The following is an 18906-nucleotide window of genomic DNA, read 5'->3' on the forward strand; positions in this document are numbered from 1 at the left end:
AGCTAAGTTCGGAATCGATAACCGCTGAAAGCATCTAAGCGGGAAGCGAGCCCTGAGATGAGTCTTCCCTGGCACTTTAAGTGTCCTGAAGGGTTGTTCGAGACTAGAACGTTGATAGGCAGGGTGTGTAAGCGTTGTGAGGCGTTGAGCTAACCTGTACTAATTGCCCGTGAGGCTTAACCATACAACACCCAAGGGGTTTTGATGGACTCAATGAAAGAACATTGAATGTGTAAAAACGAGAATTAAAAACAGCTTTCCGAATTTTAAGAATTTGCTTGGCGACCATAGCGATTTGGACCCACCTGATTCCATGCCGAACTCAGAAGTGAAACGAATTAGCGCCGATGGTAGTGTGGGGTTTCCCCATGTGAGAGTAGGACATCGCCAGGCTTTTATTTCGTTTTCAGATACTCATTTTTTAGTGAATATACTCTGAAAACACAGCTAAATATCCAGCAGCATAAGTGTAAGACTCGGTGTTTAGTGACAATTTGTGGAGAGATGGCTGAGTGGTTGAAAGCACCGGTCTTGAAAACCGGCATACGTTAATAGCGTATCTAGGGTTCAAATCCCTATCTCTCCGCCACTATTGAAAAGCCTCGCTAGAAATAGCGAGGCTTTTTTCATTTCAGTTGTCTGATAGATCATCTCACGCCCTCTATTTAATACTCTCTAGGTTTGTGTGCCCGATGTGCACTCCTGCGGTTAAACGAAAATCTGTGACAACGTGTGCGATCGCCGTGAACTGTCAGCCGATAGTCGTTTGTCTATTCAGGCTTAGAACAGGCTATGCTGGGTGAGAATTTGATTACCAGCACCCTGCGTATCCATCCTGAGTCTCATTGCTATTCTCCAACTTACTTGTTACTTGCCTGAGAGGGGCCACAAGAAAAGGTGAGTATATTGACAGGAACAAAAAAGCCGACACACAGGTGTCGGCGCCAGAAGTTATCAATCGCTATTTATCCACGCTGAGCCGCAATCTCTCGTAATGCTTGCTTTTCGTTGTCGGACAAGAAGGCGATTTCAAGACCATTGATTTGAGCCTGGCGAATCTGCTCTTGAGACAAGCCAGCTTTAGGGGCAGCCACTTCGTACTCATAAGGAAGTTCGATACCTTCCACGGCCGGGTCATCGGTATTGAGACAAGCGAGAACACCATGCTCGAGGAAGGTTTTTAACGGATGGTTGGCCAGAGATTCTACCGTACTGGTCTGGAAGTTTGAGGTAAGGCATGACTCAATACCAATGCGATTTTCTGCCAGGTAGTCCATCAGTTTCGGATCGTGAACCGCTTTGACACCGTGGCCAATCCGTGTCGCCCCCAGCTCTTCAATCGCCTGCCACATACTCTCGGCCCCGGCCGCTTCCCCGGCGTGAACGGTGACGTTCAGTCCAGCATCTTTAACTTGTGTGAAGTGTTTCACAAAGCGCTCTCCCGGCTGTCCCAGCTCATCACCGGCAAGGTCGACGGCAACGATGTGGTCTTTCTGAGTCAGGATCGCATCAAGTTCTTGCTGACACGCATCGGTACCGAATGTGCGGCTCATAATACCGATAAGATTGGCCTGAATACCAAAATCACGCACACCAGCCTGCACGCCATCCACCACGGCTTCGACCACACCGGCAACGGGCAAGTTGTGTTTCATCGCCATGTAGTAGGGAGAAAAACGCAATTCAGCGTAGTCGATCTGTGCGTTGAGGGCGTCTTCGACGTTTTCATACGCCACGCGTCGGCAGGCATCCAAGTCCCCGAGTACGGCGACTCCCCAGTCGAGTTTGGACAAGAAGGCGACCAGAGATGGTTCGGCCTCCACAATTTGCACATGAGGGGTCAAGCCAGCCACGTCAGAAGCGGGCAGGGCAACACCGAACTTTTGTCCCAAGTCGAGAATCGTTTGGGTACGAATGTTGCCATCCAGGTGACGGTGCAAATCCGTCAGCGGTAAATTCTTGGTTATCATGATGGGGATCCTGCTCATAGGTTTTTGCTAAGTATAAAAATCGATCGGATGGGTGTCAGTATGGAAAGTGGTGAAATGTACGGAAATGGGGTGATTATTAATGCATGTTTACTAAATCTGTTGGCCATTCATCGAATGGAACCGGCCGACTGTAGAGGTAGCCCTGCGCATGGGGGCAGTGAAGTTGCTGTAGCATTTGCGCCTGTTCCTCGGTTTCCACCCCTTCGGCAATCAGGTCGACCTGCATACTCTTGGTCATCGTAATGATGGCGGCGACAATCGAGTCGTGCAGAGTATCCGGGCGCATTTTCTCAACGAAGGCCCGGTCGATTTTCAGACAGTCGAATGGCAGCTGATGAAGGTACGCCAGTGAACTGTAACCCGTGCCAAAATCATCGATGCCGATATTAATCCCCAGTTGTTTAATGGACCGCATGTTGTCTGCGATCACTGGATCTTTATCAACAATCCGTGATTCGGTGATTTCCAGCGTTAGGTTGCTGGCGTTCATGCCGGTGTTACGCAAAATCTCACTCAGACTGGTCAGCAGATTGGGCTGGGAGAGCTGATTGACGGACAAGTTCACATGCAGCTTGAAATCCGCACTCCACTTGCCTTGCTCAATGCCGAGCATGGTGTCCCGACATGCCTGGTACAGGATCTGCTCGCCTATTTGACCGATCAGACCGCTGTCTTCGGCCAGCGCAATAAACTCAATCGGTGGGATCATGCCGGTAGTGGGCGACAGCCAACGCGCCAGCGCCTCGGCACCGACGATTTCACCGCTGTTCAGATCGACGATCGGCTGATAAAACGGCACGAATTCCTGCCGTTCAATGCCACTGCGGATCTTGGTCAGCATCCGGGTGCGTTTGAGTGACAAGTCGGCCATTTCCGGAGAGTAGTCGCTGATGCCACTCAGTTCGCGTTTGGCGTTACTCAGGGCAATGCTGCCGTTACGCAGCCAGGTCGCCATATCCGTTTCCCGACACTCGGCCACAACCCCGACAGACACACTGACCACAATATGCTCGCCCTGCATGCGAAATGGCGCTGCGAAGCGTTGCTGGATGTGATTGGCCATATCATGGACCTGAGCTGCGGACATTGGATCTGGCAGATAAATCGCAAACTCATCGCCGCCAATGCGGGCAAGCAGGCTGTCCGGGCTGGTAAAGCTACGCAGACGTTCGGCGATGTTCAACAGCAACTGGTCACCATGGTTGTGGCCTAAACTGTCGTTGATCTCACGGAATTTATTGACCCCAATCAGCAGTAAACTGCCGTTGAGATGGAACAGGTTGTTTCCGGTGTCGATCAGCCCCTGACGGCTGTAGAGTTTGGTCAGTGAGTCATATAACAGCTGGTAGCGCAGGGCGTCGAATGACGCTTTCAGACTATTGGTCATTTCGTTGAATGCGTTGACCAGCATGCTGGTCTCATAAATCTGTCCAGGTTTTGGCAACTGGCTGTCCCAGTCTCCCTGGGCGATCCGTCTGGCGGTATTGGCTGTCGTGGTGATGGGGGCCATGATGCGGTTAAATGCGACCAGGCCCAACAAAATACCGATCACACTGACCCCAATCCCCAGCAGCCAGCTTTTCTCCTGCTTTTGTGGCAGAGTGCCGAGCAGATCGGTTTCCGCAATGATCACACCGATGTACCACTGCAGCCCGTGCGGGTCATGGTATGGCGTCAACAGACTGAAGTAACGGTCACCGTCCTGAGCAAACGAAAAATGCTGGGTGCTTTTGTTTTGCGTCAGTTGATGCTGGCGCGCGTATTCGGAACCGGCGGCGATCACCGGGTTTATGCTTTCGGTGGCCAGCAACCGTTCGCCTGCTTGCGTCTGTTCAGTGCCCCAGGAAACGATACTGCTTTTACTTGACGAGGCGATAAGACGTTGCTGGATGTCGGTGAGGTAAACCAGTGCGGTGGTGTTACGGTGCAGGCGACGCAGGAAGGCGTTGAACGTATTGATTTTGACATCGGTCACCATTACCCCCAACAGCTGTGATCCGTCCATCACCGGTGCCAGCGCAGACAGGGTGACTTCCTGCTTTTCATCCACATTGGCGTAAATTGGTGACCAGGCGGGCTCAGGGTTGGCCACGATCGGTGTGTACCAGGGGCGGAGTTTGGGGTTGTAATCCGCGATGGACGAGCGGACATCGTCACTGATGCGATCGCTCTGGTAAATGGTCAGAACCTGCGCGGTACGGGCATCTTTGACCATCAGTGCATACTTTTGGTTTGGTTCTTTGCGGATCCCGACGTACTCGGCGCCTTCACTACCAAAACTGATCACGTCGATTTGTTGCAACGGTTGATAGATACGGGTGAAACTGCTACGCAGGTAATTCTCTACCGCCGAAAGATCGGCTGAGGGATACAGTTGGTGATAACTGATCCCATGGCTGAGGATCTGGTTGATTTGAAAAGGCGCCTCAAGAAAATTGCGCAGTTCCAGGGTCACATTGTTGGTCAGTGAGCCGAGTTGTTTGAGGCTGACGTCTTGCACCATCTCTTCATAGTTACGTTTCTGCGCGGCCACAATCACGCCAATCGTGAACAGGACGATCATCACGAACGGCACCACGACAGCGGTACGTAGGGTGATTTTACTGGCTAGACGCATAGACCACGCACTATGAAAGGCTCATAGGTAAAATACTATCTGTTTTATAAATATCGGGCGAGTATTTTCTCCCCAATAATTAACAAAATTCACCCAATTCAGTACAGCTCTTTTAACTTTCGGGTCAGAGTGTTGCGCCCCCAGCCGAGGACTTTGGCGGCATCCTGCTTATGTCCATTGGTGTGTGACAGAGCGGCTTCGAGTAAGATGCGCTCAAACTCGGGCAAAGCGTAGGCGAGAATTTCGGTTTCGCCGGCAGCCAATGCCTGTCTGGCCCAATTTTCCAGTTGCTGTTGCCAACTGCTGCCTTCACTGGGGGAATAGGCCGTTTTTTCTTCCAACAACTCACCGGGCAGGTCGCCAGGCAGGATTTCGCTGCCGCTGGCCATTACGGTCAGCCAGCGACAGATGTTTTCCAACTGACGCACGTTGCCCGGCCAGTCGAGACGATTGAGGATCTCAACCGTGGAAGCGTGCAGGGTTTTCATGTCAACGCCCAGTTCTTTGGCTGCCAGAGCCAGAAAATGTTGCGTCAGCTTCTCGATATCCTGTTTGCGCTCACGTAGCGCCGGGATCTGAATCCGGATGACATTGAGACGGTGGAACAGATCTTCACGGAAATCGCCCTGATGGACCAGTTTTTCCAGATTCTGGTGAGTGGCGGCCACGATACGCACATCGACTTTGATCGGCGAGTGACCGCCGACCCGGTAAAACTGACCGTCGGCCAGCACGCGCAGTAACCGGGTTTGGATGTCAAGCGGCATATCGCCGATCTCATCGAGGAACAGCGTGCCACCATTAGCTTGCTCAAAGCGCCCCTGACGGACATTATTGGCGCCGGTAAACGCGCCTTTCTCATGACCGAACAACTCAGACTCGATCAGATCTTTCGGAATCGCAGCCATGTTGAGCGCGATAAATGGTTTGCTGGCACGCGGGCTGTGTCGGTGCAGTGCCTGGGCGACCAACTCTTTACCGGTGCCCGATTCGCCGTTGATCAGGACAGAGATGGAAGAGCGGGACAAACGCCCTATAGCGCGAAAGACTTCCTGCATGGCGGGCGCTTCACCGATGATCTCTGGCGTATTGCCCATCACATCCTCTTCGGCTGCCTGCTCGCGTTTCTGTTCCTGGCTGTGGGAGATGGCCCGCTCGACCAGCGTCAGGGTTTCATCGACGTCAAACGGCTTCGGCAGGTACTCGAACGCGCCTTTCTGATAAGCATTGACCGCTGCATCCAGATCGGAGTGCGCTGTCATGATGATGACCGGCAGGTCAGGAGAGCGGCTGTGTACCTGATTGAGCAGCTGAATGCCATCCATGCCCGGCATGCGGATATCGGACACCAGTACATCCGGCGTCTCCCTCTCCAGCGCAAGCAGAACGCTCTCGGCGTCGGAAAAGGTGTCACATTTTATATTGGCTGAGCTGAGGGTCTTCTCCATAACCCACCGAATGGAGCTGTCATCGTCGACAACCCAGACGTATCCTTTACTCATAAATCGTTTCCTTCCAGCAACAAGTTGGCCTAAATCGGCAAATAAATCGTAAATGTTGTTTGTCCCGGCCAGCTCTCGACATCAATTTTGCCCCGGTGCTGATCGATCAGGTTCTGAGCGATGGACAAGCCCAGTCCGGTGCCGCCTTCGCGCCCGCTGACCATAGGGTAGAACAGCGTGTCCTGCAGCTCGCTCGGAATGCCTGGCCCGTTATCGATCACTTCAATGCGTGCGGCCAATTTGTAGCGCTGACCGTGGATATTGGCCTGATGCACCGTTCTGGTGCGTAAGGTGATGGTTCCGTGCTGCTGTGCCAGCAAAATCTGGCCGGCATTACTGACGATGTTCAGCAATGCTTGCTCGATCTGGTCGGTGTCCATCAGTAAATCCGGCAGGCTGGGATCGTAGTCTCGTTCGATGACCACCTGACTGCCGACATCCAGCTCAACCAGTTGGCGGACTTTTTCCAGGATCACGTGCAGGTTTTCCGAGCGTTTCTTACCGGGCTTTTGCGGTCCGAGCAGCCGGTCAACCAGCGCCCGCAACCGGTCTGCTTGTTCGATGATGATCTGGGTGTACTCGGTCAGACTCTGATCGGGCAGCATACGTTCCAGCAACTGCGCCGCGCCACGCAGACCGCCGAGCGGGTTTTTGATTTCATGGGCCAGACCACGCACCAGCAGTTTCGCCGCCTGTTGTTGGGCGTGTTGGTTGAGTTCCTGACTAAGACGGCGCTGCTGATCGATTTTGCGCATTTCCACCAACAGCATCAGACCTTTGTGCCAGGTCAGCGGGCTTACTGTTACTTCCAGCATCAGCGGCCGTCCATCGACGACAAACGTCACGTCGCTGTCGGTGATACTTTGTCCGCTCTGCAATGGTTGAGACAGCAGCGCCAGATCGAGAGAAGCGTGCTGGATCAGATGAGACAGTGGTTGGTCCAGCATGCGCTTGGCACTTTGCGAAAACAGTTGCTCGGCGGCTGGGTTGGCGTAGCGCACCACCAGTGCTTCGTCCAGCATCAGGGTGGCGGTCACCAGGTTGTTTAAAATGGTCTGACTCAGTTCGCTGCTCACAACGTCATCCTTGTTATTGCTCCAAAATAATGCAATGCACCAAATTGGTGCGTTGTGTTTTTCAGTATGGCGCATTCATCCTGTAAGAGAAAGCGAAAAACCGGATATATCGGTTAAGAACGCGGCGATTTGACGGACGCACGATGTAAATGCACCGTTATCGATCCTGATGTTGCAATAAGCTTGCCAGACCTCTGCAGACGCACGCTCAGTTCATGTGAGCCGCGATCCATATTGTGCAGTTGCCACTCCCATCGGCGTTGAGGGGCACCCCAGGGCTGGCCATCGACCAGGAGCTGCAGGGTTTCGTCTTCGGCCAGCGTCCGACTGACCTGGACCTGGATGCGGAGGTTGCCTGCGTTGCTGCGAATGGTGGCGTCCATGGCAGGAAAGACGATGGTGACGGTTTCCGTAATGGTGGTAGAGGCTGCGCTCGTCGGCGTGAGCGCGGCTGGTGATGGGCGTAGCGCTGTGTTGCTGGACGGGAGAGTGACCGACTGGGCTTGTGGGTGGGCCGGAACATCGCTGAAATGGATCACACCCTTTTCGTCCTGCCAGTGATAAATGTCGCCAGCAAATAGGGAAGTGCTGAGCAGAGTGGCCAGCCCGCTGAGCCAATAATGCATTGTCGACCTGTGTGTTGCCGTGGTGAGTTTTTCAGGATACGCCAGGGTTGAGTATCGTAAATAACAAAAAGGCCCGCCTGCGAGGCGAGCCTTGATTTTATGCAACCGGACTGTCTTATACTGAGTAGTACAGTTCGAACTCAAGTGGGTGCGTGGTCATGTTTACTTTCTCAACATCCTGAGCTTTCAGCGAGATGTAAGAGTCGATGAAATCGTCAGAGAACACGCCGCCGGCGGTCAGGAATTCACGGTCTGCGTCCAGCTCTTCCAGTGCGTCTTTCAGCGAGTAAGCCACGGTTGGGATTTCAGCCGCTTCTTCTGCTGGCAGATCGTACAGGTCTTTGTCCATCGCTTCGCCTGGGTGGATCTTGTTCTTAATACCGTCCAGACCTGCCATCAGCATGGCTGCAAAACACAGGTATGGGTTGGCTGCTGGGTCACCGAAACGAACCTCGATACGGCGTGCTTTCGGGCTTGGTACCACTGGGATACGGATAGACGCTGAGCGGTTACGTGCTGAGTAAGCCAGCATAACCGGCGCTTCAAAGCCAGGGACAAGACGCTTGTACGAGTTGGTGGATGGGTTCGCAAAAGCGTTGATGGCGCGAGCGTGCTTGATGATACCACCGATGTAGTACAGTGCGGTTTCAGACAGGCCGCCGTACTTATCGCCCGCAAACAGGTTAACGCCGTCTTTGGCCAGTGATTGGTGCACGTGCATACCAGAGCCATTATCGCCAACCAGAGGTTTTGGCATGAATGTGGCTGTCTTACCAAACGCGTGTGCCACGTTGTGCACAACGTATTTGTAGATTTGGATCTCATCCGCTTTCGTGGTCAGCGTGTTGAAACGGGTCGCGATTTCGTTCTGACCTGCCGTTGCCACTTCGTGGTGGTGCGCTTCAACCACCAGACCCATTTCTTCCATCACCAGACACATGGCACTACGGATATCCTGAGAAGAATCGACTGGAGCGACAGGGAAGTAACCCCCTTTCACGCCTGGGCGGTGACCTTTGTTGCCTTCTTCGTAGTCTGAACCTGTGTTCCAAGAGGCTTCGACGTCGTCGATTTTGTAGAATGAGCCTGACATGTCGGTCGAGAATTTCACGTCGTCAAACAGGAAGAATTCTGGTTCTGGACCAATCAGCACTGTGTCTGCAATGCCGGTTGAACGCATGAAGTCTTCAGCACGTTTCGCGATCGAGCGAGGGTCACGGTCGTAACCTTGCATCGTAGCAGGTTCCAGAATGTCACAGCGGATGTTCAGTGTCGCTTCTTCAGTGAACGGGTCAAGCACTGCAGACGATGCGTCTGGCATCATCACCATGTCTGACTCGTTGATACCTTTCCAGCCAGCAACAGAAGAACCATCGAACATCTTACCTTCTTCGAAGAAGTCAGCATCGATTTGGTGCGCAGGGATAGAAATGTGCTGCTCTTTACCTTTTGTATCAGTGAAGCGCAGGTCAACAAACTTAACTTCGTTTTCTTGGATCAGCGATAGAACGTTTTCTACTGACATCTTGGATAACCTCCAGTGTTATTAAAGCGGTATTAGCTCGATTCGGATAAATCCAGCATTGATTAATGTCATTTCAATTTGATTAATCGATGCTGATTTTTCTATTGCTAAAACTATGCCAAAAAAAATATTCCATTACTTTCAGTGCTTTAGGGATTTTGTGTTTATTTTGGTGCAAACGACTGCACCAAAATGATCGCTTGTTGCACTAATTTGGTGCGTTGGGCGGATGTATGTCCGTATGTGCCCCGGTAACCGTATCATTCAGCCTCTGATCCGCACCAATGTCAATCTCGATTTACTCCGCTGGCCGTTAGGCCCGTTGACGACTAGTCTGATAAAGGGCGGAAATGCTCTGGTGGAGATCACATATTTCTAGGTTTTTCCGCAAAATCTGGTACATTATTGGCCGTTTTTTTAATCAAACCTGTATGACTTACGGCGGCTGCGTCGCAAGGTGTACTTCGACTACCGAGTGAATCTAATTCATGACTACTCCACAGATTGATAAATTAAGAAATATCGCGATCATCGCACACGTTGACCACGGTAAAACCACACTGGTTGATAAACTGCTGCAACAATCAGGCACGCTTGAGTCTCGCGGTGAAGCTGAAGAGCGAGTCATGGACTCGAACGACATCGAGAAAGAACGTGGTATCACCATCCTGGCGAAGAACACGGCCATCAACTGGAACGACTACCGTATCAACATCGTTGATACCCCGGGACACGCCGATTTCGGTGGTGAGGTAGAACGTATCATGTCGATGGTTGATTGCGTTTGTCTGATTGTTGACGCGGTTGACGGCCCGATGCCGCAAACTCGTTTCGTTACACAGAAAGCGTTCGCACATGGCCTGAAGCCTATCGTGGTTATCAACAAGATTGACCGTCCTGGCGCGCGTCCTGACTGGGTGATGGATCAGGTCTTTGACCTGTTTGACAACCTGGGTGCATCTGATGAGCAGCTGGACTTTAAAGTGGTTTACGCATCCGCACTCAACGGCTGGGCATCACTGGAAGAGGGTGAGACCGGCGAAAACATGGAACCGCTGTTCGAAACCATCGTTGAAGAAGTGGCGGCTCCAGAAGTCGATCTTGATGGTCCTCTGCAGATGCAAATTTCTCAGCTGGATTACAGCTCATACGTGGGTGTGATCGGTGTTGGTCGTGTGACGCGCGGTACAGTGAAGCCGAACCAGCAAGTGACAGTAGTGGGTGCTGACGGCAAAACCCGCAACGGTAAAGTTGGTACGGTTCTGGGTTATCTTGGTCTTGAGCGTCATGATGTTGAGCAAGCGACCGCGGGTGACATCATCGCCATTACCGGTTTAGGTGAGCTGAAAATTTCTGACACCATCTGTGACCAAGGTAAGGTTGAGGCGCTGCCTGCTCTGTCTGTGGATGAGCCGACCGTGACCATGACCTTCCAGGTCAACACGTCGCCATTCGCGGGTAAAGAAGGTAAGTTCGTGACCTCACGTAACATCCTTGAGCGTCTGGAAAAAGAACTGGTTCACAACGTGGCGCTGCGTGTAGAGCAGACTGACAACCCAGATCAATTTAAAGTATCAGGTCGTGGTGAGCTTCACCTGTCTATTTTGATTGAAAACATGCGTCGTGAAGGTTTTGAGCTGGCCGTATCACGTCCAGAAGTGATCATCAAAGAAGAGAACGGCCAGTTAATGGAACCGTTTGAAACGGTAACCATCGACGTGTTGGAAGAGCACCAAGGTGGCATCATGGAAAATATCGGTCTGCGTAAAGGTGAACTGACCGATATGGCACCAGACGGTAAAGGCCGTGTGCGCATGGACTTCGTTATGCCATCACGCGGTTTGATTGGTTTCCAAACAGAGTTCATGACGCTGACCTCTGGTTCTGGCTTGCTGTACCACACATTCGATCACTATGGCCCGCACAAAGGCGGGACTATCGGTCAACGTAACAATGGTGTGTTGATTTCTAACGCAACCGGTAAAGCGCTGACTTACGCCTTGTTTAACCTACAAGATCGTGGCCGCCTGTTTGCAGAGCACGCTGATGAAGTGTACGAAGGCCAGATCATCGGTATTCACAACCGCTCGAACGACCTGACAGTGAACTGTCTGAAAGGCAAACAGCTGACCAACGTTCGTGCATCGGGTACTGATGAAGCGCAAGTACTGTCTCCAGCAATCAAGTACACGCTAGAGCAGGCGCTTGAGTTTATCGATGACGATGAGCTGGTGGAAGTGACGCCAGAAAGCATTCGTATCCGTAAGAAACACCTGACGGAAAACGATCGTAAGCGCGCGGCGCGCGACGCGAAGTAATTCTGGCTCACTGAGTCCGAACGTCCAGCCCCAAGTTGTGCACCAACTTGGGGCTTTTTTATGCCATCTGAGGAGGTGACATGATGAAACCGGTGATCATTTCCGGTGGGCCGGGGGCGGGCAAAACCAGCCTGATACGCGCACTTGGTGCACGCGGCATCGCCACATTTGAAGAAGCCTCACGCAGGTTAATTGAGCAGCAGAGCCGTCTCCCCGATGGCATTTTGCCGTGGGACGATCTGCCCGGCTTTGCCCGTTTGTGCTTTGACGTGATCGAAGTGCCGTTTGCTTCGCTGGCGTTGCGGGCGAGGTTTGTGATTGACGTATTGGGTCTGGAGCAAGCGCAGGCCAGCGGAAACTGACCTGCTGGTGAGACTTATTTCTGGTTCAGCTGTTTGAGGAACTTGTCGGATTCAGCGATCGCCGCGTTCATCTGTTTGATGGCGAACTGGATATCCTGCTCGAGATCAGCGAATTCCCCCTGCAACGAGCCAATCGCGCTGGCGTTGAGGTTATGTTTGAGATACAGCGTGTTGTCGCGTAGCGTATTGAGTACTGGCGTCATTTTTTGCTCCGCGCGTTTCATGGCGGCAATCATGCTGTTGTATGAACTTTTGGTGTCACGCAGTTTTTGCTCGCTGGAGCGGCGCAGTTTGGCGCTGGTATAGAGATCCAGCTCATCCTGCCATTCGTCAAACAGGGCTTGTGAGACATCTTCAATCGCGGCGATACGGTTACGTACATCCTGAGCGGCCTGTTCGCTGTCCTGATATTTATCGTTGATCTGGTTGTACACCGCTTCCAGATCTCCGCCATCGAAGTTCGTCAACGCAGACAGAGATTCCAACGCACTGCTAAACTCTTGTTGCGCTTCTTGCTGTGATGTTTTGGCGTCTTCCACCCGGTCGACCATAATGTCGCGTTTGTGATACCCGACCTGCTCCATGGCGGAATAATAAGCGGTTTGGCAGCCAGTGAGTGTCACAATTGAGAGAACGATAGCGATCAAGTAACGCATGATGATTTTCTTTCCATTACAATCAGTTGGATATTAAGCATGAACCAGTTACCAGGGAGATACAAGTTGAAAGTTGAATCAGTTGTGACACAGACACTACCGTTTGCGCGCTACTTGCTGACACGGGTCGGCCATGACCGAATCAGTGTCAGCGCTGGCTATATGGCTTACATTACGCTGTTGTCACTGGTGCCGATGCTGACGGTGCTGCTGTCGGTGTTGTCATCGTTTTCGGTGTTTGCGAATGCCGGGGATGTGATTCAGGACTACGTGATCACTCACTTCGTGCCGGCGGCCGGTGATGCGGTACGTACGGCACTGAATGAGTTTGTGCAGAATACGGGTAAGATGAGTGCGGTGGGTGGTGGTTTTCTGTTTGTGGCCGCAATCATGCTGATTTCCAACATCGACAAGAGCCTTAACTACATCTGGCGGGTACGTAAAAAGCGTCGTCTGGTGTTTTCATTTTCAATGTACTGGATGGTGCTGACGCTGGGCCCGATCCTGGTTGGCGCCAGTATTGCGGCTACCTCATACGTAACGTCACTCAGACTGCTGGAGAGTGAGACCCTGAGTGGAGCCTTTAACCTGCTGTTGCGCTGGCTGCCACTAATTCTGTCGTTCTTTGCCTTTATGGGTCTGTACATGTTGGTGCCGAACAAAAAAGTGCATTTCAGTCACGGCGCGGTCGGCGCTTTGGTGGCAGCGCTGCTGTTTGAGCTGAGCAAAAAAGGGTTTGCGTTTTACATCACACAGTTCCCGTCGTATCAGTTGATCTACGGCGCCTTGGCCGCGATTCCTATCCTGTTTGTCTGGGTTTATCTGAGCTGGATGATCGTGCTACTCGGCGCGGAAGTGACCGCAGCACTGGGTGAGCGAGAGCACTGGAGCGACGACAAAGACATGGTACACTCCATCGCAGAATCGAAATTAGCGGATGAAGGATACGAGAGTGATAGCTCTGATTCAAAGAGTGAGTGAAGCTGCGGTACGGGTCGACGGTGAGGTCGTCGGTGAGATAGACAAAGGCCTGTTGGTGCTGCTTGGGGTCGAAAAAGATGACGACGAAGCCAAAGCCAAGCGGTTGGTGGAGCGCGTGACGACTTACCGGGTCTTTGAAGATTCAGAAGGGAAGATGAACCTCAACGTGCAGCAGGTCGAGGGGAAAGTGCTGGTGGTGTCGCAGTTTACGTTGCCCGCTGACACCAAAAAAGGCACCCGCGCCGGTTTTTCTCGTGGCGCGCATCCGGCGGACGCCGAGCGTCTGTACGATTATTTTACCGATCACTGTTCGCAGCAATTGCCGACGGAGCGTGGCCGTTTTGCCGCAGATATGAAAGTCTCACTAGTGAATGACGGCCCGGTCACGTTCTGGCTTCAAGTTTGACATCGCGACGTCGTCGCAGGGAAACCGTTTGTGGTGCACAGGGTCTAACCCCCACCACAGACTGCTCTTATGTGTTGGGTTCAGGGAACCGAATCACACCAACCAGGGATAACAGGTATGTTTAAACTCATCACACCCAAAACCGACAATCAGCTCAATAAGTACTATTACTTTCGCTGGCAGATGCTGCGTGAGCCGTGGCGGATGCCGATCGGGTCGGAGCGGGATGAGTATGATGCGATGAGCCATCATCGTATGATCGTAGACAGTCGCGGACGGCCAATGGCGATCGGACGCCTGTACATTACCACGGAAAACGAAGGCCAGATCCGCTATATGGCGGTAAAGAATAACCGTCGTAGCAAAGGGTTAGGTTCGCTGGTGCTGGTGGCTCTGGAGTCATTGGCGATTCAGCTCGGAGCCAAGCGTTTGGTGTGTAACGCCCGGGAAGACGCGATTCTGTTTTATCAGAAAAATGGTTTTGAAACGCGCGGAGAGCTGAGCGATCAGCTCGGCCCGGTGCGTCACCAGCAAATGGTGAAGCCGCTCGATCCGATGGCCAATGTGCTGCGCAACCCGGAATGGTGCGCGGATCTGCAAAAACGCTGGGAAGAGCAGATCCCCATCAGTGACAAAATGGGCATCAAAATCAACCAGTACAATGGCTATTCGTTTGAGTGTGGCGCACAGCTCAACCCCAACCTCAATCCTCACAACACCATGTTTGCCGGTTCGGCGTTCACCCTGGCGACCCTCACGGGTTGGGGAATGACCTGGCTGTTGATGAAAGAGCGTAATCTGAGCGGCGACATTGTACTGGCCGACAGCCGCATCCGATATCGTCACCCGGTCGAAGAATGTCCGATCGCCAGCACGTCGCTGGACGGCATCAGTGGTGATTTGGATCGTCTGGCCTCGGGCCGCAAAGCCCGCATTGTGATCAATGTGACCATCTTCAGCGGTGATATCGCGGCGGTCGAGTTTGTCGGCACCTACATGCTGATCCCCAATTATCAGCGCCTAATCGGTACCGAGTGAGGTCTCTGGCGGGGTATTGATCGCTGGCTGCATAGGTTGGCAGGGATTGCCAGCCTGATAATCGCCAGCGACAAGATCGGCATCAAGCCGCTGACAAGGCGAATGCATGCGCAGCCACAGATGACCCTGACTTGGATTGACCAGGTCAATCTCACCACGGACGGAACCGGTCATTTGGGGACCGCTTAGGGCTTCACTGCGCAGCGTCAGCCGGCCGCGATCGGCGCTCACGGTTAACTGTTCTAACGTAAAGTCTTGCGCATACGGAGGGCGCACCGGTTGTCCGGTCAGTGCGAGATGACCCTCGCGCACCGACGCGCTGAGCTGACCGCTGAGCGAGTGTGTCAGCAGCGCACGGCTGGCGGATAAGCCTTGAGCATCCAGATTGAACTCGCTCAACCCTGAACCTGTTAACGGCACGTCAAACCAAGTCAACCAGGAAGCCAGAGGCAGGCCATCGCCGCTGAGGGTCAGTTGCCATGGTGCGCCATCTTCGTTCAGTTGCCAGCGACCGCTGCCTTCGATGTAGCCTTGCTCTAACGGAATAAACAAGCGTTCGAGTTGCCAATCCCCCTTCTGGCTGTGGGTATTAACGACACCTTGCGATGCAATCAACGGCCCGTAACTGAGGCTGTTAGCGCTGATCTCCAGTTCCCCGTTCCACAGTCCGGGCTGGCCGTTGCGGATCAGTTCCAGCTGTTGTCCGTCGACGTTGAGGCCGGAGAGTTGCCAGTAAGGTTTCTGATCCAGCTGAATAATCTGGCTGCGATTGATATCCAACTGCGCAATGCTGAGCTGCTGTAAAGCACGGATTTTTTCGGCCAGTGCCGCCAAGGCCGGGGTGTCTTCCAGCCACTTGATGCCACTGATCTGCAGCGATTGCAGCGTGGCGCTGTGCGGGCGTATCGTGCCGGACAATTGAACCCGGCCCTGTTTAAAATCAGCATCAAAGTCATCGACTGTGAGGCGATCGTCGTCGAAATGCAGCTTCGCTGTCGCGCTTATCAGTTGCTGACCCAGGTAGTCGATACTCTCCGCGTCAAAGGACAGGTACCCTTTGCTTTGCTGCCACCATGAACGGGTCAGATCGAGGTTCTCCAGTGAGGCATCGAGATTGTTGAACTGCGCCCCCGCCAGTGTGAAGCTGCTGCTCAGCAGGTCAAGACTGTTGATGTGGCTGACGTGCTGATGGAGCGGAGCCAGAACCGCCAGGGCATGGTCGAGCGTGTCGGCATCGTTGATATCCAGACCGGACACGGTGACATTAACCAGCGACCAGCCGTGTGGGTACTGCTCTGCCTGACCGGAAACGTTGGCGTTACGCCAGCGAAAGGATGCGCCATAGACCGTGCTGTTTTGCGCTCGGTAATCGGCGTCGATCAGCAGTTGGTTGAGGGCTTCTCCTTGGTAATACAGCTGTGCGGCGCTGAGTTGGATGGTGCCGTAGGGCAGCCAGCCGGTGTGCCACTCGGGATGCGCAATTTGTACGTCCACGTCACGGGCCGACAAGGCACCGCTGGCCAAATCCAGGTGTTGCAACGCTAACTGGCCGATGTCGAGTGTTTGCAATATCGCGGACAACGATTGTGGTTGCCGGATATTCAGACCGTCGATCAACAGCGTGTCGAGTGCCAACTTACCGGCTTTAACCAGCCGGGGACTGACACTGAAAGCCAGTTGAGGCAGATACCAGGTTTGCTCGCCCTGGCGGTAGGTGGCGTTGTTCAGCGTCAGATGCAATGGGTATTGGTATTCGACCGACTCGGCACTCAATCCGGAAAATCGGGAGTGAGCGAGGGCCTGATTGGTCAGCGGGGTAAGGTATGTGGTATGCAGCAGAGCGAAAAGCACAAGAATGACGACCAGGCCTAACCCAATCACGGCCACCAGCAGCGCGAGTACTTTTCTCATCTCATTCCACCCGTATCGATATGTCCTGTTGGCATAGATTGGCGTATATTGCCGACGGCATCAATAAAAAAAGCCCCTCAAAAGAGGGGCTTGTTACTGAGTTATCAGTTTTAGTCCAGTTGAGGACCAGCCGCCACCAGCGCTTTGCCTTCGGCGTTGTCGGTGTATTTGTCAAAGTTGTTGATAAAGCGAGAAGCCAAATCTTTTGCTTTGCTTTCCCATTGCAGTGGGTCGGTGTAGGTATCACGTGGGTCGAGGATGGCAGGATCCACGCCTGGCAGATCCGTTGGGACTTCCAGATTGAAGATAGGAATGTGCTTGGTTTCCGCTTGTTCAATGGAGCCATCGAGGATCGCATCGATGATGCCACGGGTATCTTTAATCGAGATACGTTTGCCCGTGCCGTTCCAGCCAGTGTTAACCAGGTAAGCTTCCGCGCCCGCGGCTTCCATACGTTTCACCAGCACTTCTGCGTACTTGGTTGGGTGTAGCGTCAGGAACGCGGCACCGAAACAGGCTGAGAAGGTTGGCGTTGGCTCAGTAATGCCACGCTCAGTCCCGGCCAGTTTAGCCGTAAAGCCAGACAGGAAGTGGTACTTGGTTTGCTCCGGAGTCAGTTTAGACACCGGAGGCAGCACGCCGAACGCATCCGCGGACAGGAAGATCACTTTGTTGGCGTGACCGCCTTTGGAGACCGGTTTAACGATGTTGTCGATGTGGTAAATCGGGTAAGAAACACGGGTGTTCTCGGTTTTTGAACCATCATCGAAATCGATTGAGCCATCAGCGCGGACAGTGACGTTTTCCAGCAACGCATCGCGGCGAATCGCGTTGTAGATGTCTGGTTCTGCTTCTTTCGACAGCTTGATGGTTTTCGCGTAGCAGCCACCTTCGAAGTTGAACACGCCGTCGTCGTCCCAGCCGTGCTCATCGTCGCCGATCAGCGCGCGTTTTGGATCGGTCGACAGTGTGGTTTTACCGGTACCGGACAGGCCGAAGAAGACCGCGACGTCACCCTCTTTACCCATGTTGGCACTGCAGTGCATAGACGCGATGCCCTGCAATGGCAGGAAGTAGTTCATCATCGCGAACATGCCTTTTTTCATCTCGCCGCCGTACCAGGTACCGCCGATCAGCTGCATTTTTTCGGTCAGGTTAAATACGGTGAAATTTTCCGAGTTGAGGCCCTGTTCCTGCCACTTATCGTTGGTGCATTTCGCACCGTTCATCACCACGAAGTCCGGGGTGAATGTCGCCAGCTCTTCGTCAGAAGGACGGATAAACATGTTCTTGACGAAATGAGCCTGCCAGGCCACTTCGGTGATGAAGCGGACACACAAACGGGTATCGGCATTGGCACCGCAGTAGCCATCAACCACAAACAGACGCTTACCGGACAATTGCTTGCCAACCAGTGCTTTCAGATCGTTCCACACGGCCTGATTGATCGGTTTGTTGTCGTTTTTCGCCTGTTCAGACGTCCACCACATATTTTCTTCGGTGGTGGCGTCTTTAACGATGAATTTGTCTTTTGGTGAGCGGCCAGTGAAGATGCCGGTATCAACGGCCACTGCGCCCAGTTCCGTCACCACGCCTTTCTCGTAGCCTTCCAGATCTGAGCGAGTTTCTTCTTCGAATAACAATTCGTAACTCGGGTTGCGCACCACCTCAGTTACGTCGGTTATTCCGTATTGGGTAAGATCTAATTGTGCAGCCTTAGTATGTTCCATAACGGTCATAGGTGCTCCTTGTAGGGATATTTTGTAGGGATTTTGTCAGTATTTTTTAATTTTTATCTGCTCACCATGCTAGCAACGGGTCTGGGAGAAAACAGGGAGGTAGCTCAAACATTATCCATGAATCCAGTGTGGTTTTAAGTAACCCGTCACATATTGGT

At 52.9% G+C, this 18906-nt stretch carries 13 protein-coding genes, 1 tRNA gene, 2 rRNA genes and 1 pseudogene; 8 read left to right on the forward strand and 9 right to left on the reverse strand.

Annotation, left to right across the window (positions count from 1 at the left end; all coding sequences use genetic code 11):
• From CAG65_RS11930 to CAG65_RS11940, 3 genes are all read left to right on the forward strand, one after another.
• Positions 1–184, forward strand: a 23S ribosomal RNA gene (locus tag CAG65_RS11930); the annotation flags it as partial.
• A 93-nt stretch (positions 185–277) separates the two neighbouring features.
• A 5S ribosomal RNA gene (rrf, locus tag CAG65_RS11935) occupies positions 278–393 on the forward strand.
• 105 nt (positions 394–498) lie between these two features.
• Positions 499–589, forward strand: a tRNA-Ser gene (locus tag CAG65_RS11940).
• 376 nt (positions 590–965) lie between these two features.
• Here CAG65_RS11940 and add read toward each other — a convergent pair.
• The 6 genes from add to glnA all read right to left on the reverse strand — a co-directional run bounded on the left by add (position 966) and on the right by glnA (position 9337).
• Entirely contained in the window at positions 966–1970 is a 1005-nt protein-coding gene (gene add / locus CAG65_RS11945) for an adenosine deaminase (RefSeq protein ID WP_161447598.1), read from the reverse strand.
• 97 nt (positions 1971–2067) lie between these two features.
• Positions 2068–4608 carry a bifunctional diguanylate cyclase/phosphodiesterase gene (locus CAG65_RS11950; protein ID WP_161453775.1) on the reverse strand — a complete coding sequence of 847 codons (2541 nt, stop codon included), beginning with the start codon at positions 4606–4608 and terminating at the stop codon, positions 2068–2070.
• A 98-nt stretch (positions 4609–4706) separates the two neighbouring features.
• Positions 4707–6110 (reverse strand): nitrogen regulation protein NR(I), encoded by a 1404-nt coding sequence (gene glnG, locus CAG65_RS11955; RefSeq protein ID WP_021704682.1) that lies wholly within the window; start codon positions 6108–6110, stop codon positions 4707–4709.
• Between the two features lie 29 nt (positions 6111–6139).
• Entirely contained in the window at positions 6140–7186 is a 1047-nt protein-coding gene (gene glnL / locus CAG65_RS11960; protein WP_161453776.1) for a nitrogen regulation protein NR(II), read from the reverse strand.
• Between the two features lie 113 nt (positions 7187–7299).
• Positions 7300–7812 carry a DUF4124 domain-containing protein gene (locus CAG65_RS11965; protein ID WP_161453777.1) on the reverse strand — a complete coding sequence of 171 codons (513 nt, stop codon included), beginning with the start codon at positions 7810–7812 and terminating at the stop codon, positions 7300–7302.
• Positions 7813–7927: 115 nt separating this feature from the next.
• A complete protein-coding gene (gene glnA / locus CAG65_RS11970) occupies positions 7928–9337 on the reverse strand; it encodes a glutamate--ammonia ligase (protein ID WP_021704679.1) in 1410 nt (469 codons plus the stop codon).
• 488 nt (positions 9338–9825) lie between these two features.
• Here glnA and typA point away from each other — a divergent pair, with 488 nt between their 5' ends.
• Both typA and CAG65_RS11980 read left to right on the forward strand, forming a co-directional pair.
• Complete coding sequence (gene typA / locus CAG65_RS11975; RefSeq protein WP_021704678.1) at positions 9826–11655, forward strand: translational GTPase TypA; 1830 nt, start codon at positions 9826–9828, stop codon at positions 11653–11655.
• A gap of 83 nt (positions 11656–11738) precedes the next feature.
• Positions 11739–11930, forward strand: a pseudogene (locus tag CAG65_RS11980) (AAA family ATPase); the annotation flags it as partial.
• A 101-nt stretch (positions 11931–12031) separates the two neighbouring features.
• On the opposite strand, the gene CAG65_RS11985 reads toward CAG65_RS11980, so the two are convergent.
• Positions 12032–12673 carry a DUF2959 domain-containing protein gene (locus tag CAG65_RS11985; protein ID WP_021704676.1) on the reverse strand — a complete coding sequence of 214 codons (642 nt, stop codon included), beginning with the start codon at positions 12671–12673 and terminating at the stop codon, positions 12032–12034.
• Positions 12674–12712: 39 nt separating this feature from the next.
• On the opposite strand from CAG65_RS11985, the gene CAG65_RS11990 reads away from it, so the two are divergent.
• The 3 genes from CAG65_RS11990 (at position 12713) to CAG65_RS12000 (ending at position 15098) form a co-directional block, all read left to right on the forward strand.
• Entirely contained in the window at positions 12713–13654 is a 942-nt protein-coding gene (locus tag CAG65_RS11990; RefSeq protein WP_040902349.1) for a virulence factor BrkB family protein, read from the forward strand.
• Positions 13626–14060, forward strand: coding sequence for a D-aminoacyl-tRNA deacylase (gene dtd, locus CAG65_RS11995; protein ID WP_161453778.1), 435 nt, complete (start codon positions 13626–13628; stop codon positions 14058–14060). The genes CAG65_RS11990 and dtd overlap by 29 nt, the downstream gene beginning before the upstream one ends.
• A 117-nt stretch (positions 14061–14177) precedes the next feature.
• Positions 14178–15098: a bifunctional GNAT family N-acetyltransferase/hotdog fold thioesterase gene (locus tag CAG65_RS12000; RefSeq protein WP_161453779.1), complete on the forward strand. Its 921-nt coding sequence runs from the start codon at positions 14178–14180 to the stop codon at positions 15096–15098.
• Here CAG65_RS12000 and CAG65_RS12005 read toward each other — a convergent pair.
• Both CAG65_RS12005 and pckA read right to left on the reverse strand, forming a co-directional pair.
• A complete protein-coding gene (locus CAG65_RS12005; protein WP_161453780.1) occupies positions 15081–17009 on the reverse strand; it encodes an AsmA family protein in 1929 nt (642 codons plus the stop codon). The two genes, CAG65_RS12000 and CAG65_RS12005, sit on opposite strands and share 18 nt — an antisense overlap.
• Before the next feature lie 110 nt (positions 17010–17119).
• Entirely contained in the window at positions 17120–18748 is a 1629-nt protein-coding gene (gene pckA / locus CAG65_RS12010) for a phosphoenolpyruvate carboxykinase (ATP) (protein ID WP_161453781.1), read from the reverse strand.
• Positions 18749–18906: the final 158 nt, after the last annotated feature.

Origin of the sequence: Vibrio sp. V39_P1S14PM300 (genome assembly GCF_009904765.1) — a bacterium.
Taxonomy (GTDB): domain Bacteria; phylum Pseudomonadota; class Gammaproteobacteria; order Enterobacterales; family Vibrionaceae; genus Vibrio; species Vibrio proteolyticus.